Below are 23,221 nucleotides of genomic sequence, written 5' to 3' on the forward strand. Positions count from 1 at the left end.
CGCGGTCTGCGACGATGACGGCCGTGACGCGCCTCCGGCGGCTGCTGGCCGCATCGCTGCTCACCGCCGCGGTGATCGCGGCCCCACCCGCCGCAGCGGGTGGCCCGGGCGCGATCACGCTGACCTTCGTGCGCCACGCGCAGTCCGAGGGCAACGCCTCGGGCCTGATCGACACCTCCACCCCGGGGCCGTCGATCACCGAACTGGGCCGGCGGCAGGCCGCGGACAGCGCCGCTGCCCTTTCGGCCAACGACTACGACGGCGTCTACGCCTCGACGATGGTCCGGACACAGCAGACCGCCGCACCGATGGCCGCCGCGCTCGGCGAACCCGTGGTGGTGCTGCCCGGTCTGCGGGAGATCGAGGCGGGGCGCTCCGAGGGCCGTCCCGAGGCGTCGGCCGCCGAGTACCTCGCCTCCCCGGTGCAATGGCTCAGCGGCGACCGCACCGCCCGCATCCCCGGCTCCGTCGACGGCAACGAGTTCGACGCCCGCTTCGACGCGGCCGTCCAGCAGATCTACGACACCGGGGACGCCGACGCCGTCGCCTACTCCCACGCCGCCGCGATCATGCTCTGGGTGACCATGAACGTCGACAATCCCCACCCGGAACTGCTCCGCGAGCACCCACTGCCCAACACCGGCCGGGTGGTCGTCACCGGCAGCCCAGGGCGCGGCTGGACGTTGATCGACTGGGACGGCGTGCCGCTGTCACAGTGACGCACGTCACATGCCGCAGTGATCTGCGACACAACTCAACTTCACGCCCGGGCGACTGCGCCGTTAGTGTTGGGCAAGCACTGACGCCAGGATCCGCGGACGGGGAAGCAGGCACGATGAGGTACCGACTGATGCCGTACGTCACTCTCGAGGTCGACGACCGCCTGCGCCGCCGGGCCCGGTCCTTCGGCGAACACCTGCGGGTGACCGTGCGCGCCTATCTGTTGAGCGCGGCCGACGACGTCGACACCGCCGGCGACCGCGTCCGCGGGATGTGCGACAAGGCGGTCAACCGGGTGGACACCGTGGTCGCGTCGGTCAACGACAAGATCGCACCGTCCTCGACGGACTCGCAGCCGAGCCGCGAGGCCAGCTAGCGCCGACGCGGCGTCCATCCGTAGGCGTTGGACACGTCGTGGAATCGGCCGGGGTTGTCCGAGACGGCGTAGACGACGTCGTATCCCGGCGCGCGCCGCGCCGCGACGATCGACGCCACCAGAGAAGCCAGATCGTCGTGGGCCAGCCACACCCGCCGTTCGTGCTCCAGCACCGCCGGGTCCTCGTCGTGGGCCAACGGTGCGTCGTCCGGTGTGACGCCGCCGAGGCGCAGGCTCACCGCACCGCGCGGAAACCCGGGTGCGACGGCCCGCAGCCGGGCTTCGTGTTCGCGCTTCGACTGCCCGTACCCGCTCGGCGTCCGTGTCCGGAAGACGCCCGGTTCGGCGGTCAGCGCAGGCCCCGGCCGACGAGACCACGCCATGGTGTCCTCGACATGGATGCTGCTGGCGTCCAGAAACAGTCCGGTGCCCCCCTCGAGCGCGGCATCGAGCACGGTCTCGAACAGCGCCGTGTTGACCGGGTTGCGGGTCGGCTCGCGCCAGTGCTCACGGGGCACGGTGCCGCCGCCCGGGTCGAAGGCCAGGTGCACCACCACGTCGCAGCCGCGCAGGATCCGCCGCAGGCGGTCGGGGTCGGCCAGGATGTCCACCTCGGGCCGGTCGACCGGCCGAACCGCGACGCCTGCCCCGAACCGCGGCGTCAACGCCCGGCCCACGGTGCCCGCGGCCCCGGTGACCGCCACGGTGATCATCGCTGTCGGGTACCCCCCGTGACCCGCCGATAAGGCCGAACTTGCGCACTCCCTCTACGGTGGGGGGTGCTGTCTGTCGTCAGCATCGGTCCGGTGTGCAAAGGAGTGTCCGGCTTGGTCGGCCATGGGTTTGCGGTGTTCTTCGCCTTGCTTGCGGCGATCTTCATGGCGATCGGCATCGTGGTCCGCCAGCGCGCCACCCTGGACGTGCCACCCGAGAAGGGTGTCAGCACGGTGATGCTGATGACACTGCTGCGCCGTCCGGTGTGGTGGGCCGGCACCGGCGCCGCGGTGGCGGGGTTCGTGTTCCAGGCGCTGGCACTCGGATACGGGTCGCTGCTCCTGGTACAGCCTGTGCTGGTCTCGGCGCTGCTGTTCGCGCTGCCGCTCAGCGCGCGCCTGGCCGGCCGCCGCGTGACCCGCGCCGAATGGCTGTGGGCGCTGTTGCTCACGGCCGCGCTGACCGTGTTCGTCGCCCTGGCCAAGTCCAGCGCGGGCGACTACGACATCCCGGTCGCGCTGACCGTGGTCGTGGTCGCCGTGTGCGTCGGGGTGGTGCTCGCGTGTGTGCTCGTCGCGGTACGCGCCACCAACTGGCGTCGCGCGGTGATGCTCGCGGCGGGCGTCGGGGTGTTGTTCGGCCTGGTCGCGGTGCTGACCAAGATCGTCATGCACATGATCACCGAGGGGCACGTCCGCACCGCGCTGACCACACCGGCGCTGTACCTGCTGGTGCTGCTCGGCGTCGGGGCGACCCTGCTGCAGCAGTCGGCGTTCCATGCCGGATCGCTGCAGACGTCGGTGCCCACCATGCTCGTGCTCGAACCCGTGATCGCCGTCGTCCTCGGCGCCATCGTCCTCAACGAGCACATGCAGATCAGCGGACTCGAACCGATCGCGCTGGCCGCGGCCGCCGCCGCCATGATCGCCGCGACGGTCGCGCTCGGCCGCGACGAGGGCGCCTACGAGGAACAGCTGGAAGCCGAACTGGCCGAACGCGTCGGCTAGCCGCAGGGGCGCACCCGTTACGGGTTGATCGTGTTCTCGCCGATCTGCCGGCCCCACACGTATTCGATGGCCAGCGGCTGGCCGAGTTCGAGGTGGTTGTAGGGGGCGATGGAGGCGCCGGTGTCCAGAACCAGGTAGGGCGCGGGCCACAGGTCCCGGGTGACCTTCTGCCAGCAGCCCGGCCGGCCCTCGGGGCCGCCCTTGGCGTTGACCCGCGGCAGGTTGTCCGGGTAGACCCACGGGTTCGACGCGCCCTGCACGGTGTTGTGCAGGTTCACCGAGTAGCCGTTGCCGCCGTTGAACTCCGTGAACGCCGGTTCGGCGTCGTGCCAGTTGCGGATCATGCAGAACAGCGACGGGCTGTTGCGATCCAGGGTCTCCGAGACCGGGATCAGGTCGTTGGTGCCGCGGACGAAGTAGGGGCCGCCGCGTTCGAGGACGTCGCCGCCGGTGTTGCCGAAGCCGACCGCCGACATCAGGGCCTGGTCGAGGTTGCCACGCTGCTCGTTGAGGGTGCGAGCGGTGGTGACGGCGTTGTCCAGGCCGTCGAACAGGTCGGGTGCGGCGTCGCCGTAGACCTCGGCGAGGTCGGCGAGCAGCTGGGTGTCCCGCCGGATCTGCGGCATCTGCGGGTTGAGGTCGGCGAGGATCGCGTTGCCGTCGATGATCGACTGCCCGAAGCGGTCACCGAGACCGTCGAGGGCCTCGGCCGTGGCCGTCAGTGTCTGGTTCAGCTTGATCGGGTCGACCTGCTCGGCCACCGACACGATGGTCTCGAACAGCGTGTTGAACTCCGTGGAGACCGAATCGACCCGGATCACGTCCTTGCTCGAGATGCGCTGCGGAACAGGGTTCTCCGGTGATGAGAAAGAGATGTACTTGTTGCCGAAGACCGTGGTGGCGCGGATCGCCACCTCGGCGTTGGCGGGGATGAGGTCGACGTACTGCGGGTCGACGGCGAGGGCGAGCTCCGCCGCGGGCGTGCCGTCGTCGTCGATCGCGTCGACGGTGTCCACGCGCCCGATCTGCACGCCGTTGAACGTGACCTTGGCGTCCGGGTCCATCGACAGGCCGGACCGCTCGGCGATCATCCGCAACTTCACCTCAGGGGTGAACGCACCGCGGAACTGCAGCCACACCAGCGTCAGCACCAGCACAACGACCAGGACGAGGACCAGGAAGGCGACCTTGAGCGGCGGATCGAACCGCCACCGCGTCATCCGGCGCTGCCACGCCGACCCCGAGGACGCCACCGTGAACCACCTTCCCGGGCCGGGTGCCCGGCCAACAGTGAGACTTTTCCAACTCGCGTCGCCCGGCGCAATTCGGACCGCGTCAGCCGAAGTCAAGATCAGCTTGCCAGCAAAGTGGTGAGTATGTCATGTATAGGCCTTGTTATTGACGCGCAGGTTGCCGGCGAAAGGACGTGTGATGCTGACCCCGTTGCCCGCGGAGGAATGGGACGACCGGACCCGCGCGGCCCTCGAAAGTGTGGTGCCGCCGGAACGCCGCCACCCCGAGTCCGTGGGGAACGCGCTGGCGACGCTCGCGCGCCATCCGGATCTGGCCGCGCGATTCCTGCCGTTCAGCACGTACGTGATGGAGGATTCGACTCTGCCGGCCCGGCTGCGCGAGCTGGTGATCCTGCGCGTCGCCCACCACCACGGTTGCGCGTACGAGTGGGTGCACCATCGCGCGATCGGCAGGGCGGCGGGGCTGTCGGACGCCGACGTGGAGGCCGCGCGGACCGGTTCTGCCGCCGATGCCTTCGACCGGCTGGTGCTCAGCGCCGTCGACGAGATGCATCACGGGTCGCAGATCAGCGCGCCCACATGGGAGGCGCTCGGCCTGCGGCTCGACGAGCGGGCCCGGATGGACCTGATCTTCACCGCAGGCGCCTACGGGGTGATGGCGACGGCGCTCAACACCTTCGGCGTCGAGCCCGAATCCTGGGCCGGCCGACCGGAGTTCTACGAGAACGGCTGACCGTCAGCTCGCCGCGCGCACCTTGGCGGCCGCGTTCTCCGGCATCGGTTCGTACCGGGCGAAGGTCCGGTGGAACACGCCGGCGCCGTGGGCCAGCGAGCGCAGGTCCACCGCGTACCGGGTCAGCTCCACCTGGGGGACCTCGGCGCGCACGACGGTCCGGTCCGCACCGGCCTGTTCGGTGCCCAGCACGCGTCCACGACGACCGGCCAAGTCACCCATCACCGCGCCCACGAGGTCGTCGGGCACCGTGATGGTCACCGCGTCCACGGGTTCGAGCAGGTTCACCGTGGTCGCTGCGGCCGCCTCCCGCAGCGCGAGCGCACCGGCCATCTGGAAGGCGTAGTCCGACGAGTCCACGCTGTGCGCCTTACCGTCGACCAGCGTCACCCGGATGTCGACCACCGGGTAGCCGGGGCCGACACCCTTGTCCATCTGCGCGCGCACACCTTTCTCGACGCTCGGGATGAACTGCCGCGGTACGGCCCCGCCGACGACTTTGTCGACGAACTCGAACCCGGCACCTTCGGGGAGGGGCTCGACCTCGATGTCGCACACCGCGTACTGGCCGTGCCCGCCGGACTGCTTCACGTGGCGGCCGTGGCCTTTGGTGCTGCCGCCGAACGTCTCTCGCAGCGGGATGCGCAGTTCGATCACGTCGACGGTCACGCCGTAGCGCCGCGACAGGGCGTCGAGGACGACGGCGGCATGCGCCTCACCCATGCACCACAGCACGATCTGGTGCGTCTGCGGATTCTGTTCGATGCGCAGCGTCGGGTCTTCGGCGGCCAGCCGCGTCAGCCCGACCGACAGTTTGTCCTCGTCGGTCTTGGCGCGGGGTTGCACAGCGATCGGCAGCAGTGGTTCGGGCATGGTCCAGGGTTTGAGCACCAGTGGATCGGCCTTGTCGGACAACGTGTCTCCGGTCTCGGCGCGGGTCAGCCTGCCGATCGCGCAGATGTCGCCGGCCACCACCGACGGGGCCGGCCGCTGTTGTCGCCCCAGCGGGAAGGACAGGGTGCCGATGCGTTCGTCCTCGTCGTGGTCGGGGTGGCCGGATCCGGACGCCGAATCCGCTGCGGCGCCGAAGAACGACGAGAAATGGCCCGACACGTGCACGGTCATGTCGGGCCTGATCGTCCCCGAGAACACCCGGGTGAGGCTCACTCTGCCGACGTAGGGGTCCGACGTCGTCTTGACCACCTCGGCCAGCAGCGGGCCCGCCGGATCGCACCCGGGATTCGGCCGGGGGACGCCCTGCGGGGTGAAGACCTCGGGAAGCGGGTGTTCCAGCGGGGACGGGAAACCGCGGGTGGCGACCTCGAGCAATTCGAGCGTGCCGACGCCGCTGCTGCTGCAGACCGGGATCACCGGGAAGAACGATCCGCGCGCCACCGCCTTCTCCAGATCGGCGATCAGCAGGCCTTGGTCGATCTCCTCGCCACCGAGGTAGCGCTCCATCAGCGATTCGTCCTCGGACTCCTCGATGATGCCCTCGATCAGGGCGCCACGCAGGTCGGTGTACTCGTCGAGGTGCGGCGCGCCGGGGTCGTGAACGGTGCGGGCGCCGTCACGGTATTCGTAGTGCCTGCCGGTCAGCAGACCGATCACCCCGGCGTCGGCGGGGAAGTACAGCGGAACCACCTTGTCGCCGAACGCCGTCCGCGCTGCGTCCAGAGCACCGCTGTAGTCGGCGCGGGCGTGGTCGAGTTTGGTGATCACCACCGCGCGCGGCATCGCCACCGCGTCGCACTCCTGCCACAGCAGCTTCGTCGGCTCGTCGACGCCCTCGTTGGCGGCGATGACGAACAGTGCGCAGTCGGCGGCGCGCAGACCGGCCCGCAGCTCCCCGACGAAGTCGGCGTATCCCGGGGTGTCGATCAGGTTGATCTTCACGCCGTCGTGCAGCAGGGGTGCCAGCGCCAGACCGACCGAGCGCTGCTGGGCCACCTCGATGTCGTCGCAGTCGCAGACCGTCGAGCCCTCCGTGACCGCACCGGCGCGCGTGAGCACGCCCGCGGCGACGAGCAGGGCTTCGACCAGGGTGGTCTTCCCGCCCCCGGACGGGCCGACCAGTGCGATGTTGCGGATCGCATCGGGCGCGTCCGCGGTCGGCACCGCGTGCGACGTTGTCCTGTCGGCCATGACTTCCCTCCTGCCGGCCCGCATCTCCACCCTGCTCCGATGTGACCTGCAACACAAGAGCAGCGCGAAACGCGAGCACTCGGTTCGCGGTGGCATCGGGCCGCGGCGTCGGTGCAGGTCAGCGGGTGCCGCTGCCGGTGACGGCCGGGGTGTGAACGCGAGTTGTGCAGCGCGGCTGTGGCTTTCACCCTTGATGGATGAACCACGACCAGTACGCGGCGCACCTGCCCGCCCGGTGGCGGGCGACGATCGAACCGGAGTCGACCTGGTGGTGCTGGCGCGGCCGCCGGGTGCACATCGCCCGCGCGGCACGTCCGCGCAGCGCCGTCCGGATGATGGTGCTGCACGGCGGTGGCGGGCACGCCGGTGCGCTGTGGCCGCTGGCCGCGATGGCGGCCCGGGACGGGGTCGACGTCTTCGCGCCCGACCTGCCGCTCTACGGCCGCACCGTCGAACCCCACCCCCGTGACGTGCGGTACGGCGACTGGCTGGATCTGCTGTGCGACCTGGTGCGTTCCGAGCGCCGCCGCGACCCTCGGCCGCTGGTGGTGTTCGGCGCGAGCATGGGCGGGCTGCTCGGCTACGAGGTGGCCGCCCGCACGGGCGAGCTCGCCCATGTGGTCGCGACCTGCCTGCTCGATCCGGCCGACCCGGCGGCACGCCGGGCCGCCGCTCGGGTTCCGCTGGTCGGCGCGGTGGGGCCTTCGGTCCTGGGTGCGTTGGACCCGGTGGTGGGGCGGGTCCGTGTGCCGCTGCGCCACGTCGTGGACATGGCCGCGATGAGCGGCGACCGCGGTCTGGCGCGGCTGTGCGCCCGCGACCCGCTCGGCGGCGGGGTCTCGGTGCCGCTGGGCTTCCTGACCAGCTGGCTGACGTTCGCCCACACCCGGCCCGAACGGTTCGACGCCGCGCCCGTCACGCTGGTGCACCCGGCCGCCGACACCTGGACCCCGCCGGAGTTGAGCCTGCGATTCCTGTCACGGCTGCACGTGCCGAAACGCGCCGTGCTGCTGGAGAACTGCGGGCACTACCCGGTGGAGGATCCCGGGATCGACCAGCTCGCGACGACACTGCGCGAGGTGCGCGACGCCGTGGCGGGTCAGTCCGCCAGCAACCGGTCGACCAGGGCCACCAACTGAGCCGAGTCGGGCGTGCGCCGGGTCATCACCCGGTGCAGGTGGGCGTCGACGGTGTAGACGAGCATCTGCGCGGTCGCCTGCGGATCGTCGCCGCCGCGACCGCAGCGGCGCAGGTGGTGGGCGACCTCGTCGGCCATCCGGTCCTCGAAATCCTGCACGGCGGCCAGCTCGGCGGGATGGCGCGGTGCGAGGCGATGCATCAGCCGATGCAGGCCGGGACGGTCGCGATGCAGGGCGACCACCTCGTCGAGCATCAGGCGCATCGTCTCGTCGAACGGCGGCTCACGGGTCCGTAACTGGGCGAAGACCTCGTCCAGCCGCGCGCGGGCCTGCCGGACGTGGCGTTCGGCGAGGGCGTACAGCAGCGCCTGCTTGTTCGGGAAGTACTGGTAGAGGGAGCCGATCGACACCCCGGCCCGCCCGGCGATCCGGTTGGTCGTGGTCTTCAGGCCCTCGCGGTCGAACATCTGCGCGGCGGCCTCGAGCACGACATCCACGGTCTCGCGAGATCGTGGCTGCCTGGGCCGTCTGCGTGGCGCGTCGCTCATCGCCCCTCACCTTAGGATGCGTCCCCGCAGACCATCGCCGGTCGACGTTTCGTCGTCACGGGAGCCGGGAATTCTCGAAGAGACGGGGGTCCGAGCCGCCGGACAGCGTGCGGCGAGGTGTGGATAAGTTCGCAAGCACGAGGGGCCATCATGAACCTGAAGAAGATCGCAGCAACGGCAACGATGACCGGTGCGCTCGGTTTCGCCGCCATCGGGCTGGGTGCGGGCACCGCGCAGGCCGATCCTAACTGCTGGTGGGTACCGCACGTGGTTCAGGGACCGGGGCCGGGTTGTCTCCCGCCACCAGGACACCTGAATCAGATGGGATTCGGGCCGCCGGGGCACTGGGACGTCTGGGGCCACAAGGTCAACCCCGGCGCGGTCAACCACTGGTAGATCGGCCAGGCTCGACGGGCGGAGAATGCCCGCGATCTGCGATTCCCCCGCCGCTTCTGCGGGTACGGCTTCTGTATCACTGCAGGCCGATGAGGGGAGTCAGGGGTGAATACCAAGAAGCTAGCCGGAGCCGTCGCCGCCACCGCGATCATCGTCAGCGGCGGCGCCGCGACGGTCGCGCCGGCTTCGGCAACCGACAACATCAAGCCATTCGGTGGCCAGGAGCGACTGATCGACTGGGCCGGCGCGCCGATGATCGGCTACACGGTGAGGAACCTCTCGCCGAGCGCCGACCCGGTGCCGCACAACGGCCAGTTGTACGAAGCCACGGTGACCGTCGACGCGTTCGGGGGTTCGGCCACTCCGATGGTCCAGATGTTCAACGCCCGCGCGGAGAGCTCGGCGCTGTACCGTGTCCTCGCCGATGCGGGTGTCGGAGGCCCGGTGCCGCCGGGCGGAAGTCGGACCGGCAAGCTCTATTTCGATGTCGTGGGCGACGTGCCGAACAGCGTCGTCTACAACGACGGCGTTCGGGACCTTCTCGCGTGGGTGCCCGGTCCTCCTCAGGGCGGGACACGCCCCTAGAGCATCCGCGACAGGTGGCGGTTCCGTCGCACCATCGTGTGCTTGAGGACCAGCCCGACGTGTACGGCGATGACGGCGAGGAAGAGCACCTGGGCGGCGACGTGCAGCACGAGCCACTGCTCACCACCGGTGATCAGCACCAGCCCGGTGGCCGGAACCACGAACAACAGTGTGAGCAGGAGCTTTTCGAGCGCGGCCTCGAGGCGCCGCTCGCCTGCGCCGAAGTGGTCCGCCCACGGCGGCAACCCGCCGACGCGGCGCCAGACGATCCGCGTCAGCCCCATCACGATCAGTGAAATCCCCAGCAGGACATGCAGTTCCGGAACCGACAGGCCATCACCGAACCCGTCGCCGGTCAGCAAGCCCGACGCCGCGTCGGCCACGTAGCCGTCCTCGCGGAGATCCAACTCGTCCTCGAGCCGGTCGATGTCCGCCTCGAACCGTTCCTCGGCCGCCTCACCCTGGTGTTCGGCGAGATCGTCGCCGGCCTCCTCGAGTGCGTCGATACGGTCCTTCTCACGATCCAGGGCTGCGTCGTCGGCCTCCATCGACCAACCGATCGCGAACTGCGCCGCGACGGCTACCACTGTCAGCCAGTGCAGAACCTTCGAGACGACGCCGTAACCGTGTCCGCCGTTCCGCAGACGCGTCACGCCTGCCACGACGACCAGCGCCGCACCGCGACCGTGATCACCGGCCCGTCGAGCGCCAGACGCTGATACTGCGTGTACTTCTGCCGTAGCAGCGCGTACCCGGCTGCCATCTCGTCGCCGCTGTTGTGCACCGCGGCGAGCCCGTCGGCCCGCACCCACCACAACTGACTCCAGTCGTCGGAGTAGTGGTCGACGATCAGGCACACGCGCGGGTCGGCTTCGATGTTGGCCAGCCGCCGCAGCCGCTGGGTCGACTTCCGTTTGGCGTCCACCGCCGTGTACACCGTCTCGCGGTGCACGGCGAACACCACCGGTACGAGATGCGGTGCGCCGTCGGGGTTGATCGTGGCAAGCGCCGCCGCGGGGGCGGCGGCGAACATCTCGACCGCGTCGAATTCGGCCATACCGTCAGCCTATTGGCGTGTCAGCCGGCCCGTGGGTCAATCGGGCTCGCGCGGATTGTTCGGTTTGCGGATGGCGGGATTCTTCGTCACACCGATCTCGGGCTTCTTCGTCTGGCTCGGACGTTGCGTCGGCCGCCACGTCGGCCCGGTGTTCGCCGGTGCCTCCGCAGACGGTGGCGGCGGGGGCGGGCTCGTCGGCGACGGCGAGGGTGAGGGCGCCACCGCCGACGACGGAGAGGGTGCGACCGTGGATTCCTCGTCGCCGCCGCCGTTTCCGCTGCCGTTTCCGAGGCCGCCGAAGAGCAGCAGCACGGCGGACACCACCAGGGCGATCGCGGCCAATGCGACGATCATCAGCGCCGTGACCGCCTGCCGGGTCCGGTACCAGGGTGGTGGCGGCGGGCGGAACGTCCACGTGTTCGCGTTGAACGCGTCGAAGCGGTCGTCAGGCGCCGGAACGTACTCGGGCTCGGCGTACTCGGGTTCGGCGTACTCGGGTTCGGCGTACTCGGGTTCGGCGTAGTCGGGTTCGTCGCCGTACTCCGCGACGGTCGGCTGGTGGACCTCGTCGTAACCCTGCTCGACCGCGGCGCCCTGTTCGGCGCGCGCACCGCCGACATGGGGCGGTTCATCCCAGCGGTAGTCGAAGTCCCCCGGGGCTTCGCGTTCAGCCACCTCCCGATGCTATCCCCGCGACCAGCACAAATGCGCGGTCATGGGCAGCGTCGGCCTGATCTTGATCAATGTCCCCGTCCGATCCGCCTGGTCACGGTGGTATTTCGCGTTGACTCTGCGCTCAGGGCGCGAAACTGCGAGTGAGCGACGCCCTGGACGCAGAGTCAGCGGGAGGTCAGACCGCTTTGACCGGTTCGATCCCGAGATCGCGGTAGGTCACCAGCGCGACGAACGGCACTCCGCGCTCGGCGAACAACGTCGCGGCGACGTCACCGCGGTCGACCATCGGGATCACCCCCGTCACCACCGCGCCGGCCGCGACCACCCGGTCGAACGCCAGCGCCGTCGACCCGCCGGTGCTGATCACATCGTCGACCAGCAGCACCCGCATCCCGGGCTCGATCCGTGTGCCCTCGATCCACTGTTCGCGGCCGCGCTGCTTCTGTTCCTTGCGGACCGAGAACCACGCGGCGCCGGTGACCATCGCGACGCCGTGGGCGAGCGGATCGGCCCCCATGGTCAGCCCCCCGACCGCGTCGAACTCGATGCCGCTGCGCGCGGCCAGATCCGCGACGGCGCGGCTCACGATCGTCAACCGCTCCCCGTTGTCGACGGCGTACTTGCCGTCGATGTAGTCGTGGCTGAGCTGTCCGCTGGCGAGGCGGAACGGCTCCTCCCGGTGTTCGTACCCGCGGGTGCGGATCAACTCGAACGCCGCATGCCAGGATTCGGGACGGTCAGACATACGCAGATCGTATTCGACGCCCGCTCAGCTGCAACGGGCCCGCCGCGTCAACTCCACGGCGGCAGAGCGCAGTTCGCCCGGTTCGCGCAGCGGTGCGGCGTAGCCGACGCGGGTGTAGGCGATCCCGCGCTCGGTCTCGAGCCGCAGATCCAGGCCGTAGCGGTCCGCGCCGGTGCACACCGCGGTGGTGGCGTCCGGATAGCCGCCGAGCACACGCGCCATCGCCAGCAGGGAATCTGCGTGGTCGGCGTTGAGGTGGGCGACGGCGCCGGCGGCGTGCGGCGCCACCGGATCCGGTTCGGCGGCCGCGTAGTCCGCACCACTGCACGAATCCATCCGCCCGTAGCCGCCCACCCACCGGACCCGGTGCACACGCAGCACCCACACGGTGAAGTCGCTGTAGTCGATGTAGTACTTGGCCGCCGAGACCGCGGCCAGGTGGGCCTCCCGCGCGGCGGCGGCCTCGTCACCGGTGGGACGCTCGACCACTCCGGCCAGCGTCACCCGGCCGTTGGCCAACGGGTCGGATTCCGACGACGGCGCGACGATCGCGAGGCTGGCCCTCGGGTCACCGGCGAGGTTGCGGCCGTGCTCGGCCAGATTCGACACGCACAGCACGGGGGCGCCGCCGAGCAGACCGTAGGTGACGAACGACGCCCACGGGTCCCCGTCGGCGGTCAGCGTGGCCAGCGTGGCGGTGTTCGTCGAGGCCGCGATGGTCCTGGACTCCTCCGCGGCCGACGGTCGCACGGCGTCGGCGGCGGGGCGCAGCGGCGGAGGCACCGACGGCGCGTCGCCGGGGTCGCCGTGATCTCGGTTGGCCACGTCGGCACCATACCGCTGCGCTGCGGTCGCGCGGCGGCCCGTACTGGGCCACGATTCAGGTACCCCGACGATGGGTAGGACTGAAGATCGATGGACCACAGCAGCGGCTCACTCACCCACCCCGATCATGATCCGGCGGAGGGCAGCCACGTCGAGGACGGGGTGGTCGAGCATCCGAGCGCCGACGACTTCGGCCACGCGCGGATGGTGCCCGAGGACCGGACGTGGTTCAAGCATGCGGTGTTCTACGAGGTGCTCGTGCGCGCGTTCCACGATTCGGACGCCGACGGCTCCGGGGATCTGCGCGGCCTGACCGAGCGGTTGGACTACCTGCAGTGGCTCGGTGTCGACTGCCTGTGGCTGCCGCCGTTCTACGATTCGCCGCTGCGTGACGGCGGCTACGACATCCGCGACTTCTACAAGGTGCTGCCCGAATTCGGGACCGTCGAGGACTTCGTCACGCTGCTCGACGCCGCGCACCGCCGCGGCATCCGGGTGATCACCGACCTGGTGATGAACCACACGTCGGATTCCCATCCGTGGTTCCAGGAGTCCCGCCGCGACCCCGACGGCCCCTACGGCGACTTCTACGTGTGGAGCGACACCAGCGACCGATACGCCGACGCGCGGATCATCTTCGTCGACACCGAGGAGTCGAACTGGACCTTCGACCCGGTGCGGCGGCAGTTCTACTGGCACCGATTCTTCTCCCATCAGCCGGATCTGAACTACGACAACCCGGCCGTGCAGGAAGCGATGATCGACGTGCTGCGCTTCTGGCTCGACCTGGGGATCGACGGATTCCGGCTCGACGCCGTGCCGTACCTGTTCGAGCGCGAGGGCACCAACTGCGAGAACCTGCCCGAGACCCATGCGTTTCTGCGGCACTGCCGCAAGGTGATCGACGACGAGTACCCGGGCCGGGTGCTGCTCGCCGAGGCCAACCAGTGGCCCGCCGACGTGGTCGCCTACTTCGGCGACCCGGACACCGGCGGCGACGAATGTCACATGGCGTTCCACTTCCCGCTGATGCCAAGGATTTTCATGGCCGTCCGGCGCGAGTCACGGTTCCCGATCTCCGAGATCCTGGCCCAGACACCGGAGATCCCGGACATGGCGCAATGGGGGATCTTCCTGCGCAACCACGACGAGTTGACGCTGGAGATGGTCACCGACGAAGAGCGCGACTACATGTACGCCGAGTACGCCAAAGACCCACGGATGAAGGCGAACGTGGGCATCCGGCGGCGCCTGGCCCCCCTGCTGGAGAACGACCGCAACCAGATCGAGTTGTTCACCGCGTTGCTGCTGTCGCTGCCCGGGTCGCCGGTGCTCTACTACGGCGACGAGATCGGGATGGGCGACATCATCTGGCTCGGCGACCGCGACGGCGTCCGCACCCCGATGCAGTGGACCCCGGACCGCAACGCCGGCTTCTCGAAGGCCACGCCCGGGCGCCTGTACCTACCGCCCAACCAGGACGCCATCTACGGCTATCAGGCGGTGAATGTCGAAGCGCAGCGGGACAGTTCGAACTCGCTGCTCAACTGGACGAAGACCATGCTCACCGTGCGCAGACGGCACGACGCGTTCGCCACCGGGACGTTCCGCGAACTCGGCGGCTCCAACCCGTCGGTGCTGGCGTTCGTGCGGGAGATCGACGGCGACGGCCGCCACCCCGACCACAAGGACACCGTGCTCTGCGTGAACAACCTGTCCCGGTTCCCGCAGCCCATCGAGCTGAACCTGCAGCAGTGGAACGGCTTCACCCCGGTGGAGATGACCGGATACGTCGACTTCCCGAGCATCGGGGCGTTGCCGTACCTGCTGACCCTGCCCGGCCACGGGTTCTACTGGTTCCAGCTCCGCGCTCCCGACTCCGAAGGAATGCAGCCATGAACCTCCCCTTCGACGACTGGCTACCGCAGCAGCGGTGGTACGGCGGACGCAGCCGCGAATTCGCCTCGGCGACACCAGATGTGGTGGTGGCACTGCGCGACGACCTCGACCTGGCGCTGCTCACGGTCGACTACGCCGAAGGCGCACCGGAGCGCTACCAGATCCTCGTGCGCTGGGATGCGGCCCCGATCGACGAGTACAGCGCGGTCGCACGGATCGGCAGCGACACCGAACACGGCGAACGCACCGGCTACGACGCGCTCTACGATCCCGCGGCGGCGGCGTTCCTGCTGGCGCTGATCGACTCGTCGGCGCAGATCGGCGACATCCGCTTCGTCAAGGAACCCGACGTCACGCTGCCGCTGCAGGCCGCGCCGCGGGTGTCGAGCGCCGAGCAGAGCAACACCAGCGTCATCTTCGACCAGGACGCGATCCTCAAGGTGTTCCGGCGCATCACCCCCGGCATCAACCCCGACATCGAGCTGAACCGCGCGCTGGCCCGCGCGGGCAACCCGCACGTCGCGCGGCTGCTCGGCTCGTTCGAGACCACCCTCGGCGGGGAGCCCTACGCGCTGGGCATGGTCACCGAGTTCGCCGCGAACTCCGCGGAGGGCTGGGACATGGCGCTCACCAGCACCCGCGACCTGTTCGCCGAGGGCGACCTGTACGCCGACGAGGTGGGCGGGGACTTCGCGGGGGAGTCGCACCGGCTCGGCGAGGCCGTCGCCTCGGTGCACGCGACGCTGGCCGCCGAACTGGGCACGTCGTCGGTGCCGTTCCCGCTCGACACCGTGTCGGAGAGGCTGCGGTCGGTGGCCGAGTCGGTGCCCGACTTGTCCCCGCACGCGCCGTTGATCGAGGAGCGCTACCGCAAGCTCGCCGACCAGGAGATCACCGTCCACCGGGTCCACGGTGACCTGCACCTCGGACAGGTGCTGCGCACCACCGAGGGCTGGCTGCTGATCGACTTCGAGGGCGAACCGGGTCAACCGCTCGACGAGCGGCGCCGGCCGGATTCCCCGATGCGCGACGTCGCGGGCATGCTGCGGTCCTACGAATACGCTGCCTACCAGCGGCTCATCGAACGCGGCGGCGACGCGGCGCACGACAAACAGCTGGCGGCCCGGGCCAGGGAGTGGGTGAACCGCAACGTCAGTTCGTTCTGCGACGGGTACGCCGCCGCCTCGGGCACCGATCCGCGCGACCACGCCGAACTGCTGGCCGCCTACGAACTCGACAAGGCGGTGTACGAGGTCGGCTATGAGGCGCGGTACCGGCCGAGCTGGCTGCCGATCCCGATGAAGTCGATCCTGCGCATCCTCAACGGGTGAGCGGCCTGCTCGCGCAGGGAAACTAGAGGGTGACGACCTCGTAGTCGCCCAGCCCGTCCATCAGCACGTGCAGCTGATCCTGCGCCGAACCCAGCGTGTTGTCGATCGCGGTCAGCCGTGCGGCGTAGTGGCCGACCGGGTACTCCGCGGTGACACCGATACCGCCGTGCAGCTGGATGGCCTCCTGGGCGATGTGCCGTGCGGAGCGGCCGATCTGCAGCTTCGCGCGGGCGGCGATCGCCGGGTCGAAGTCGCCGTCGGCGATCGACATCGCCGCGTAGTACGTCATGCTGCGGGCCAGCTCCAGCGAGACGTACATGTCGGCGGCGCGCTGCGTCAGCGTCTGGAACTTGCTGAGCGTGACGCCGAACTGCTTGCGGCTCTTGAGGTATTCGGTGGTCAAGCGCAGCGCTTCCTCCATCGCGCCCAGCGCTTCGGCGCACAGCGCCGACTGCAGGCGCACCAGGGCGCGCGAGATCGCGTCGGTGGCGTCCCCGCCCGTCCCCAGTGGCGTGGCGGTCACCCCGTCGAGGTCGATCTCGGCTCCGCGCAGACCGTCGAAGGTGCGGAACGGTTTACGCGACACCGCGGCCGCCTCGACCACGAACAGACCCGTGCCGCCGTCGGGCAGGGCCGCGCTGACGATCAGCGTGTCGGCGCTGTCACCGGCGATCACCGGGTTCTTGCGCCCGGTGAGCGTCCACGAATCACCTTGCTGCGCAGCGGTCGTCGAGAGCGTGGTGCCGACGCCGCGCATACCGGGCTCGGTGTGGGCGAAGGCCAGCAGATGCTGACCGGCGGCCACCGCGTCGAGCACCTGCTTCTGCTCGTCGCTGCCGGCCTCGGCGATCAGCGCGCCGGGTCCGAGCGCGGCGGAGAGCACCGGCTCGGGCGCCAGGCGCCGACCGATCTCGGTGGCGACCACCATGATCTCGAGCTGACCGCCGGCGTCCTCCTCGAAACCGAGCCCGAGGATGCCGATCTCGGCAAGCTGGTTCCACACGTCGCGGCTCCAGCCGAGCTCGGAGTCGACGATCTTGAGCCGGGTCTCGATGTCGTAGGTGCGGGTGAGCACCTCGCGGCTGGTGTCGCGGAGCAGTTGCTGCTCGTCGGTGAAGTCGAAATCCATGACTACCTCACAATCCGAGAATGGTCGACGCGATGATGGTGCGCTGGACCTCGTTGCTGCCGCCGTAGATCGACGTCTTGCGGTAGTTGAGGTACGTCGGCGCGCTGCGCTGCGCCCACTCCGGTGAGGCGAGGCCGGCGCCGGCGTCGAACGGCAGCGCGTCGGGACCGGCCACCTCGACGAGGAGTTCGGTGGCGAGCTGCTGGAGCTGGCTGCCGCGCAGCTTGAGCACCGACGAGGCGGGGTTGGGCTTGCCGTCGGAGGAGCCCGACGCCACCCGCATCTGGGTCAGCTCCAGCGCGAGGACGTCGTTCTCCGCTTCGGCCAGGCGGGCGGCGAACAGCGGATCGTCGAGCAGCCCGGACTCCTTGGCCCGCGCCTTGACGTCGGCCAGCTTGACCTTGGTGCGACCCACCTGGGTGATGCCGGTGCGCTCGTTGCCGAGCAGGAACTTGGCGTAGCTCCAGCCCTGGTTCTCCTCGCCGACGAGCTGGTCGGCGGGCACCCGGACGTCTTCGAAGAAGACCTCGTTGACCTCGAAGCTGCCGTCGACGAGCTTGATCGGGCGCAGCGTGATGCCCGGGGTGTTCATGTCGATCAGCAGGAACGAGATACCGGCTTGGCGCTTCGGCGCCTGCGGATCGGTGCGCACGAGGCAGAAGATCCAGTCGGCGTGCTGGCCCAGCGTCGTCCACGTCTTCTGACCGTTGACGACGTAGGTGTCGCCGTCGCGGATCGCGGTGGTGCGCAGCGACGCCAGGTCGGAGCCGGCCTCGGGTTCGGAGAAGCCCTGGCACCACCAGATGTCCAGCGCCGCCGTGGGCGGGAGGAAGCGCTCCTTGATCGCCTGCGAGCCGAACTCCGCGATGACCGGGCCGACCATCTTCGAGTTGAACGTCAGCGGCTCGGGGACGCACGCCAGCTGCATCTCGTCGAGCCAGATCTGGTGCTGGACCGGCGTCCAGTCCTTGCCGCCCCACTCGACCGGCCAGTTCGGCACCGCGAGGCCGTGATCGTTGAGGATCTTGTGCGTGGTGACGATGTCGTCCTTGGAGACCTCGCCACCCTGCCGGGATCGTTCGCGGATCTCGGCGGGGATCTCGGTGCGGTAGAAGGTACGAAGCTCGTCGCGGAAGGCGGCTTCCTCTTCGGTCAGCGCCAGCTGCATGTGTGACTCCCTGCTCGGGGACGGAGGGCCTGAATTCACACTAACTCACCGGTTGGTCGGGTCGGCTACCGGTCAGTAGTAAGGGGGGTCAGCGGCGGAGCATGAACTCGAGGAAGTGGTCGCGCACCGCGGGCGGGGCGGTCTGGCCCGGGTCGGCGGCGTGCAGCAGGCCCACGCCGGCGGAGAACATGATCGTCGAGCGCAGCGCCGCCTCGTTCGTCGAGAAGCCCTCGTCGAGGAACGCCTGCTGCAACGCGGCCAGCACCCGGCGGTCACTCTGCCGGACCTTGTCGGCCACCTTCTCGTCGGCGATCGCCCACGTCCGCATCACGCGTTCGACCGCCCAGTGCGACGGGCTGACGAGCGCCTCCATCATCACCTGCATCCGTTCGCGCGGTGGCACATCGTGCATCGTGGCGAATCGGCGACGCTCCCGGTCGCGGACCTCCCCCCACGCCTCGACCAGCGCTGCGCGGTAGGCCCGGATGTCGCTGAAGTGCCAGTAGAAGCTGCCCTTGGTGACGTGCAGCCGGTCGCAGAGCCTGCCGATGCGCAGCGCGTTCGGGCCGCCCTCGGCGAGCAGCGAGAATCCCGCGTCGATCCAGTCGTCCAGCGATGTCGGGCGGTCACGCTCGGTCGCCATGTCCGGCAGCATACGGCGGGTATGGCCGCCGTGGCGACGCTTCCAGCAAACGTACCGTACCTGCTGGTACGGGCGCCCTCGCGGGGTGTAGCGGCCGTCGCAGTCAGGTTTAGTGCCCAGGCCCGCGGGGCAACCGGCCGACATGAGCGACAACATCGACTTCGACTCGGCGAACGATGCCGGCGGCACCGGCGATACCCTGCGGCCCATGGAGGGTCTCGACGCAGACGACGTTCGCAACGACGACGGCGACATCGTCGTCGACCCGCCCGACCACTGGAGTGAGGCCAACCGGTCCGACCAGTTGCCGCGCGGCGAGGTCGGCGGCGGGGAGTCGCTCGACGAGAAGCTCGCCGCCGAGGTGCCCGACAGCGCGGCCGTCGCACCCGCCGACGACTCCGCGCCGGCGGGTGAGGTCGAGCCGAGGCCCGAAGACCAGCTCGACAACCTCGACGCCGACCATCACGGCACCGACGCCGGTCAGGTCAGCGGCACCCCAGAGGACGGTGACTCGTTCTTCACCGTCGTGGAGTGATCCGACTTCCCTAGGGTTCGTTGACCGCCTGCAACACCAGCACCGACCGGTCCGCGACCTCGATCTTGGCGCCCGCAGTCACCGACTCGCGGGCGTCATCGTCGTCCGCGGTGTTGATCACCGGTAGCCAGGCCCGGCCGAATTCTGCTGCGGGCATGGCGAATTGGAGCGGCTCGTGGTGGGCGTTGAAGCACAGCAGGAACGAGTCGTCGGTGACCCGCTGACCGCGGACGTCCAGATCGGGGATGCCCTGGCCGTTGAGGTAGACCGCGATCGACTTGGCGAAGCCGCTCTCCCAGTCCTCGTCGGTCATCTCCGACCCGTCGGGCGCGAACCAGGCGATGTCGGGCAGGCCGGGCGCACCGCGCTGACGGACCGGGCGGCCGGAGAAGAACCGCCGCCTGCGGAACACCGGATGCGCGGCCCGCAATTCGGACACCTTTTGGGTGAACGTCATCAACTCGGTGTCGGCGGTCGACCAGTCGATCCAGGACAGCTCGTTGTCCTGGCAGTAGACGTTGTTGTTGCCCTGCTGCGTACGCCCGAGCTCGTCGCCGTGCGCGATCATCGGCACGCCCTGGCTCAGCAGCAGCGTGGTCATGAAGTTGCGCTGCTGGCGCCCGCGCAGCGCGTTGACCCCCGGATCGTCCGTCGGGCCCTCCACGCCGCAGTTCCACGACCGGTTGTGGCTCTCCCCGTCGTTGTTGTCCTCGCCGTTGGCTTCGTTGTGTTTCTCGTTGTAGGACACCAGGTCTCGCAGCGTGAACCCGTCGTGGGCGATGACGAAGTTGATCGAGGCGACGGGCCGGCGCGAGGTGTGCTCGTAGAGATCCGACGACCCGGTGAGCCGCGACGCGAACTCGTCGAGCGTGGCCGACTCACCGCGCCAGTAGTCACGCACGGTGTCGCGGTACTTGCCGTTCCACTCCGTCCACTGCGGCGGGAAGTTGCCGACCTGGTAACCGCCGGGGCCGACGTCCCACGGTTCGGCGATCAGCTTGACCTGGCTGACCGTCGGATCCTGTTGTACGAGTTCGAAGAACGTCGCCAGCCGGTCGACGTCGTAGAACTCGCGGGCCAGCGTCGAGGCGAGGTCGAACCGGAAACCGTCGACGTGCATCTCGGTCACCCAGTACCGCAGCGAATCCATGATCAGCTGCAGGGCGTGCGGGTGGCCGACGTTGAGGCTGTTGCCGGTGCCGGTGTAGTCCATGTAGTAGCGCTTGTCGTCGTCGACGAGCCGGTAGTAGGCGGCGTTGTCGATCCCGCGGAAGGACAGCGTCGGGCCCATGTGGTTGCCCTCGGCGGTGTGGTTGTAGACCACGTCGAGGATGACCTCGATACCCGCTTCGTGCAGGGCGCGCACCATCGCCTTGAACTCCTGCACCTGCCCGCCCGGCGTGGGGCTCGAACTGTACTTGGGGTCGGGGGCCAGGAACCCGATGGTGTTGTAACCCCAGTAGTTCGACAGCCCCTTCTCGACCAGCGTCGAGTCGTTGGCGAAGTGGTGCACCGGCATCAGCTCGATCGCGTTCACGCCGAGCGCCTTGAGGTGGTCGATGATCACCGGGTGGGCCACTGCGGAGTAGGTGCCGCGGATCTGCTCGGGGATGTCGGGGTGTGTCTGGGTCAGGCCCTTGACGTGGGCCTCGTAGATCACGGTGTCGGCGTATTCGTGGTTGGGCGGGCGGTCCACCCCCCAGTCGAAGTACGGGTTGATCACCACCGACTTCGGCATGAACGGGGCCGAGTCGTCGTCGTTGCGGCTGTCCGGGTCACCGAAGTTGTAGCTGAACAGCGGCTGGCCCCAGTCGAAGGTGCCGTCGATCGCCTTCGCGTACGGGTCGAGCAGCAGCTTGTTCGGATTGCACCGCTGTCCGTTGGCCGGGTCGTACGGGCCGTGCACGCGGTAGCCGTAACGCTGTCCGGGCTCGATGTTCGGGATGAACCCGTGCCAGACGAACCCGTCGACCTCGGGCAGGGTGACGCACGCCGTCTGCTCGCCGTCGGCGTCGAACAGGCACAGCTCCACGCGGTCGGCGGCCTCGCTGAACAACGCGAAGTTGGTGCCGAAGCCGTCATACGTCGCTCCGAGGGGGTAGGCCTTACCCGGCCACACTTCGAGGACGACGTTCGGGTTGGGGGCTGCGGCCAAAGTGCACGCTCCTGAGGGTTGGTTCACGGGTCGGGGGCGACGTTACGGGCCGGGCGGCGTGCGGGCAGCACGACCGCGTCCCTTGGCGGCGTCCCGGAGATATACCCACTTCGGGACTTCTCAACGGCCGAGCCGGTCACACCGGCGCACGGTCTCAGACGACGGCGACCCCGGCGCCGCGCAGCGCCTCGACGGCCTCGGCGGTCGACTCCTCGGCCACCCCGGCGGTGAGGTCGAGCAGCACGCGGGTGCGCAGGCCGACCGCCACCGCATCGGCCGCGGTGGCCCGGACGCAGTAGTCCGTGGCGATCCCGACGACGTCGACCTCGTCGACGCCGCGTTCGCGCAGCCAGTCACCCAGCGGTGTCCCCGCCGCGTCGCTGCCCTCGAACCCGCTGTAGGCCGCCGAGTACTCACCCTTGGTGAACACCGCCTCGACCGGTGACGGGTCGAGGTCGGGGTGGAACTCGGCACCCTCGGTCCCGACGACGCAGTGGCGGGGCCAGGACACCCGGTAGTCCGGTTCGTCGGAGAAGTGGTCACCGGGGTCGATGTGGAAGTCCTTGGTCGCCACGACGTGGTCGTAGCCGGTGCCCGACGAGACGTCGTTGCCCGCGATCAGCTCACTGATGCGCCGGGCGACGGCGGCCCCGCCGGTCACGGCCAGCGAGCCGCCTTCACAGAAGTCGTTCTGGACGTCGACGACGATGAGCGCGCGCATGACGTCACGGTAGCGCCACGCGAGTGGTCACACACCCGCTGCACGGACCCGGTGGTGCACCGTCAGCAGCAGGTGGTCGAACGCCGAACGCGGCGGCAGCGTGTCCTCGTAGTACAGGGCGGTGAAATCGGCGAGCAGACGTTCGGCGAAGGTGCGCAGCTTCACCCCGGCCTCGGCGGCCCGCCATTTGAGTAGTTCGAAGGCCGCGACCGCGTCGACGCGGTAGACCAGCATGAGCATCCCCTTGGCGCGTTCGATGGCCGCGCGGTGCTCGACCATCGCCGCGGCGGTGGCGGCCGCCATCTCGCGGGTGGACTCCTCGAGGCGGCTGGGGGTGACGTCGACGTAGAACCCCTGCGTGCCGACGATGTCACCCGTCTCGTCGAACATCCGGTCGGCGATCACCACGACATCGTGGATGCGTTTGTTGGTGTCGATGATCCGGTGACGGGTGCTGAACGTACGGTGAGTGCGGCGGATGTCGTCGAGCGTCGCGGCCACTGAGACGTAGTCGTCCGGGTGTTTGTGAGCGAGTACCAGTTCGGTGGTGGGAGTGACGGTTCCCGGCTGATACCCGTGCATCAGGTGTACCTGGTCGGACCACTCCCAGCGGCCGTCCGCAAAGTGGTAGCGAAACCATCCGACGTTTTGCGGCGATCCACCGGCAAGCGCCCTCTCCAGTGACTCTTCGGGGGGCACTCTGCCACAGTAACCCCGACATG

The 23,221-nt window shown here is 69.3% G+C and carries 25 protein-coding genes; 10 read left to right on the plus strand and 15 right to left on the minus strand.

Features of this window, described 5'->3' with window-relative positions:
• Nucleotides 1-14 precede the first annotated feature (14 nt).
• Entirely contained in the window at nt 15-719 is a 705-nt protein-coding gene (locus AU196_RS11360) for a histidine phosphatase family protein (RefSeq protein ID WP_059095177.1), read from the plus strand.
• A gap of 116 nt (nt 720-835) precedes the next feature.
• The gene (locus tag AU196_RS11365; protein ID WP_059095178.1) at nt 836-1,096 is read left to right on the plus strand and encodes a hypothetical protein; all 261 of its coding nucleotides are present in this window, start codon (nt 836-838) and stop codon (nt 1,094-1,096) included.
• Here AU196_RS11365 and AU196_RS11370 read toward each other — a convergent pair.
• Complete coding sequence (locus AU196_RS11370) at nt 1,093-1,809, minus strand: NAD-dependent epimerase/dehydratase family protein (protein WP_059095179.1); 717 nt, start codon at nt 1,807-1,809, stop codon at nt 1,093-1,095. The two genes, AU196_RS11365 and AU196_RS11370, sit on opposite strands and share 4 nt — an antisense overlap.
• A 114-nt stretch (nt 1,810-1,923) precedes the next feature.
• On the opposite strand from AU196_RS11370, the gene AU196_RS11375 reads away from it, so the two are divergent.
• Nucleotides 1,924-2,817, plus strand: coding sequence for a DMT family transporter (locus AU196_RS11375; protein WP_059095259.1), 894 nt, complete (start codon nt 1,924-1,926; stop codon nt 2,815-2,817).
• Nucleotides 2,818-2,834: 17 nt separating this feature from the next.
• On the opposite strand, the gene AU196_RS11380 is transcribed toward AU196_RS11375, so the two are convergent.
• Nucleotides 2,835-4,037, minus strand: a complete 1,203-nt coding sequence (locus tag AU196_RS11380; protein ID WP_059095180.1) for an MCE family protein — start codon at nt 4,035-4,037, stop codon at nt 2,835-2,837.
• A 208-nt stretch (nt 4,038-4,245) separates the two neighbouring features.
• Here AU196_RS11380 and AU196_RS11385 point away from each other — a divergent pair, with 208 nt between their 5' ends.
• Nucleotides 4,246-4,803, plus strand: a complete 558-nt coding sequence (locus tag AU196_RS11385) for a carboxymuconolactone decarboxylase family protein (RefSeq protein ID WP_059095181.1) — start codon at nt 4,246-4,248, stop codon at nt 4,801-4,803.
• Between the two features lie 3 nt (nt 4,804-4,806).
• Here AU196_RS11385 and AU196_RS11390 read toward each other — a convergent pair whose 3' ends face one another.
• Entirely contained in the window at nt 4,807-6,948 is a 2,142-nt protein-coding gene (locus AU196_RS11390) for an elongation factor G-like protein EF-G2 (protein WP_059095182.1), read from the minus strand.
• A 197-nt stretch (nt 6,949-7,145) separates the two neighbouring features.
• On the opposite strand from AU196_RS11390, the gene AU196_RS11395 reads away from it, so the two are divergent.
• Complete coding sequence (locus AU196_RS11395) at nt 7,146-8,087, plus strand: alpha/beta hydrolase (RefSeq protein ID WP_059095183.1); 942 nt, start codon at nt 7,146-7,148, stop codon at nt 8,085-8,087.
• On the opposite strand, the gene AU196_RS11400 is transcribed toward AU196_RS11395, so the two are convergent.
• Nucleotides 8,048-8,635 carry a TetR/AcrR family transcriptional regulator gene (locus tag AU196_RS11400; RefSeq protein ID WP_059095184.1) on the minus strand — a complete coding sequence of 196 codons (588 nt, stop codon included), beginning with the start codon at nt 8,633-8,635 and terminating at the stop codon, nt 8,048-8,050. The genes AU196_RS11395 and AU196_RS11400 overlap by 40 nt on opposite strands.
• 150 nt (nt 8,636-8,785) lie before the next feature.
• On the opposite strand from AU196_RS11400, the gene AU196_RS25120 reads away from it, so the two are divergent.
• The gene (locus AU196_RS25120; protein ID WP_157546251.1) at nt 8,786-9,031 is read left to right on the plus strand and encodes a hypothetical protein; all 246 of its coding nucleotides are present in this window, start codon (nt 8,786-8,788) and stop codon (nt 9,029-9,031) included.
• A 105-nt stretch (nt 9,032-9,136) separates the two neighbouring features.
• Nucleotides 9,137-9,616: a DUF1942 domain-containing protein gene (locus AU196_RS11405; protein WP_059095185.1), complete on the plus strand. Its 480-nt coding sequence runs from the start codon at nt 9,137-9,139 to the stop codon at nt 9,614-9,616.
• On the opposite strand, the gene AU196_RS11410 is transcribed toward AU196_RS11405, so the two are convergent.
• From AU196_RS11410 to AU196_RS11430, 5 genes are all read right to left on the minus strand, one after another.
• Complete coding sequence (locus AU196_RS11410; protein ID WP_197415763.1) at nt 9,613-10,269, minus strand: cytochrome b; 657 nt, start codon at nt 10,267-10,269, stop codon at nt 9,613-9,615. The genes AU196_RS11405 and AU196_RS11410 overlap by 4 nt on opposite strands.
• Nucleotides 10,266-10,673, minus strand: a complete 408-nt coding sequence (locus AU196_RS11415; protein ID WP_059095187.1) for a TIGR03668 family PPOX class F420-dependent oxidoreductase — start codon at nt 10,671-10,673, stop codon at nt 10,266-10,268. Before AU196_RS11415 ends, AU196_RS11410 begins: the two co-directional genes overlap by 4 nt.
• A gap of 36 nt (nt 10,674-10,709) precedes the next feature.
• Nucleotides 10,710-11,348, minus strand: a complete 639-nt coding sequence (locus tag AU196_RS11420) for a hypothetical protein (RefSeq protein WP_059095188.1) — start codon at nt 11,346-11,348, stop codon at nt 10,710-10,712.
• A 175-nt stretch (nt 11,349-11,523) separates the two neighbouring features.
• Nucleotides 11,524-12,093 (minus strand): orotate phosphoribosyltransferase, encoded by a 570-nt coding sequence (locus AU196_RS11425; protein ID WP_059095189.1) that lies wholly within the window; start codon nt 12,091-12,093, stop codon nt 11,524-11,526.
• A gap of 24 nt (nt 12,094-12,117) precedes the next feature.
• Entirely contained in the window at nt 12,118-12,918 is an 801-nt protein-coding gene (locus AU196_RS11430) for a HugZ family pyridoxamine 5'-phosphate oxidase (protein ID WP_059095190.1), read from the minus strand.
• A 90-nt stretch (nt 12,919-13,008) separates the two neighbouring features.
• Between AU196_RS11430 and treS the strand changes: the two genes are divergently transcribed.
• Nucleotides 13,009-14,817 (plus strand): maltose alpha-D-glucosyltransferase, encoded by a 1,809-nt coding sequence (gene treS, locus AU196_RS11435; RefSeq protein ID WP_059095191.1) that lies wholly within the window; start codon nt 13,009-13,011, stop codon nt 14,815-14,817.
• Entirely contained in the window at nt 14,814-16,148 is a 1,335-nt protein-coding gene (locus AU196_RS11440) for a maltokinase N-terminal cap-like domain-containing protein (protein WP_059095192.1), read from the plus strand. Before treS ends, AU196_RS11440 begins: the two co-directional genes overlap by 4 nt.
• A gap of 22 nt (nt 16,149-16,170) precedes the next feature.
• Here AU196_RS11440 and AU196_RS11445 read toward each other — a convergent pair whose 3' ends face one another.
• The 3 genes from AU196_RS11445 to AU196_RS11455 form a co-directional block, all read right to left on the minus strand.
• Entirely contained in the window at nt 16,171-17,277 is a 1,107-nt protein-coding gene (locus tag AU196_RS11445; RefSeq protein WP_059095193.1) for an acyl-CoA dehydrogenase family protein, read from the minus strand.
• A 7-nt stretch (nt 17,278-17,284) separates the two neighbouring features.
• On the minus strand, nt 17,285-18,445 hold the full coding sequence (locus AU196_RS11450; RefSeq protein ID WP_059095194.1) for an acyl-CoA dehydrogenase family protein: 1,161 nt from the start codon (nt 18,443-18,445) through the stop codon (nt 17,285-17,287).
• Between the two features lie 88 nt (nt 18,446-18,533).
• On the minus strand, nt 18,534-19,208 hold the full coding sequence (locus AU196_RS11455) for a TetR/AcrR family transcriptional regulator (RefSeq protein WP_502687256.1): 675 nt from the start codon (nt 19,206-19,208) through the stop codon (nt 18,534-18,536).
• A gap of 22 nt (nt 19,209-19,230) precedes the next feature.
• On the opposite strand from AU196_RS11455, the gene AU196_RS11460 reads away from it, so the two are divergent.
• The gene (locus AU196_RS11460) at nt 19,231-19,623 is read left to right on the plus strand and encodes a hypothetical protein (protein ID WP_059095195.1); all 393 of its coding nucleotides are present in this window, start codon (nt 19,231-19,233) and stop codon (nt 19,621-19,623) included.
• A 10-nt stretch (nt 19,624-19,633) separates the two neighbouring features.
• On the opposite strand, the gene glgX is transcribed toward AU196_RS11460, so the two are convergent.
• From glgX to AU196_RS11475, 3 genes are all read right to left on the minus strand, one after another.
• On the minus strand, nt 19,634-21,778 hold the full coding sequence (gene glgX, locus AU196_RS11465) for a glycogen debranching protein GlgX (protein WP_059095196.1): 2,145 nt from the start codon (nt 21,776-21,778) through the stop codon (nt 19,634-19,636).
• A 154-nt stretch (nt 21,779-21,932) separates the two neighbouring features.
• Nucleotides 21,933-22,499: a nicotinamidase gene (locus tag AU196_RS11470; protein ID WP_059095197.1), complete on the minus strand. Its 567-nt coding sequence runs from the start codon at nt 22,497-22,499 to the stop codon at nt 21,933-21,935.
• 27 nt (nt 22,500-22,526) lie between these two features.
• Nucleotides 22,527-23,198, minus strand: coding sequence for a PAS and ANTAR domain-containing protein (locus AU196_RS11475; RefSeq protein ID WP_059095198.1), 672 nt, complete (start codon nt 23,196-23,198; stop codon nt 22,527-22,529).
• Nucleotides 23,199-23,221: the final 23 nt, after the last annotated feature.

Origin of the sequence: Mycobacterium sp. IS-1742 (assembly GCF_001500125.1) — a bacterium.
Taxonomy (GTDB): Bacteria; Actinomycetota; Actinomycetes; order Mycobacteriales; family Mycobacteriaceae; genus Mycobacterium.

What these genes read in the sequence shown, in the direction of transcription:
- treS (WP_059095191.1), top strand. Translation starts at nt 13,009, where the DNA reads ATGGACCACAGCAGCGGCTCACTCACCCACCCCGATCATGATCCGGCG.
- AU196_RS11365 (WP_059095178.1), top strand. Translation starts at nt 836, where the DNA reads ATGAGGTACCGACTGATGCCGTACGTCACTCTCGAGGTCGACGACCGC.
- AU196_RS25120 (WP_157546251.1), top strand. Translation starts at nt 8,786, where the DNA reads ATGAACCTGAAGAAGATCGCAGCAACGGCAACGATGACCGGTGCGCTC.
- AU196_RS11370 (WP_059095179.1), bottom strand. Translation starts at nt 1,809, where the DNA reads ATGATCACCGTGGCGGTCACCGGGGCCGCGGGCACCGTGGGCCGGGCG.
- AU196_RS11380 (WP_059095180.1), bottom strand. Translation starts at nt 4,037, where the DNA reads ATGACGCGGTGGCGGTTCGATCCGCCGCTCAAGGTCGCCTTCCTGGTC.
- AU196_RS11390 (WP_059095182.1), bottom strand. Translation starts at nt 6,948, where the DNA reads ATGGCCGACAGGACAACGTCGCACGCGGTGCCGACCGCGGACGCGCCC.
- AU196_RS11415 (WP_059095187.1), bottom strand. Translation starts at nt 10,673, where the DNA reads ATGGCCGAATTCGACGCGGTCGAGATGTTCGCCGCCGCCCCCGCGGCG.
- AU196_RS11440 (WP_059095192.1), top strand. Translation starts at nt 14,814, where the DNA reads ATGAACCTCCCCTTCGACGACTGGCTACCGCAGCAGCGGTGGTACGGC.
- AU196_RS11395 (WP_059095183.1), top strand. Translation starts at nt 7,146, where the DNA reads ATGAACCACGACCAGTACGCGGCGCACCTGCCCGCCCGGTGGCGGGCG.
- AU196_RS11470 (WP_059095197.1), bottom strand. Translation starts at nt 22,499, where the DNA reads ATGCGCGCGCTCATCGTCGTCGACGTCCAGAACGACTTCTGTGAAGGC.
- AU196_RS11400 (WP_059095184.1), bottom strand. Translation starts at nt 8,635, where the DNA reads ATGAGCGACGCGCCACGCAGACGGCCCAGGCAGCCACGATCTCGCGAG.
- AU196_RS11445 (WP_059095193.1), bottom strand. Translation starts at nt 17,277, where the DNA reads ATGGATTTCGACTTCACCGACGAGCAGCAACTGCTCCGCGACACCAGC.
- AU196_RS11360 (WP_059095177.1), top strand. Translation starts at nt 15, where the DNA reads ATGACGGCCGTGACGCGCCTCCGGCGGCTGCTGGCCGCATCGCTGCTC.
- AU196_RS11460 (WP_059095195.1), top strand. Translation starts at nt 19,231, where the DNA reads ATGAGCGACAACATCGACTTCGACTCGGCGAACGATGCCGGCGGCACC.
- AU196_RS11450 (WP_059095194.1), bottom strand. Translation starts at nt 18,445, where the DNA reads ATGCAGCTGGCGCTGACCGAAGAGGAAGCCGCCTTCCGCGACGAGCTT.
- AU196_RS11425 (WP_059095189.1), bottom strand. Translation starts at nt 12,093, where the DNA reads ATGTCTGACCGTCCCGAATCCTGGCATGCGGCGTTCGAGTTGATCCGC.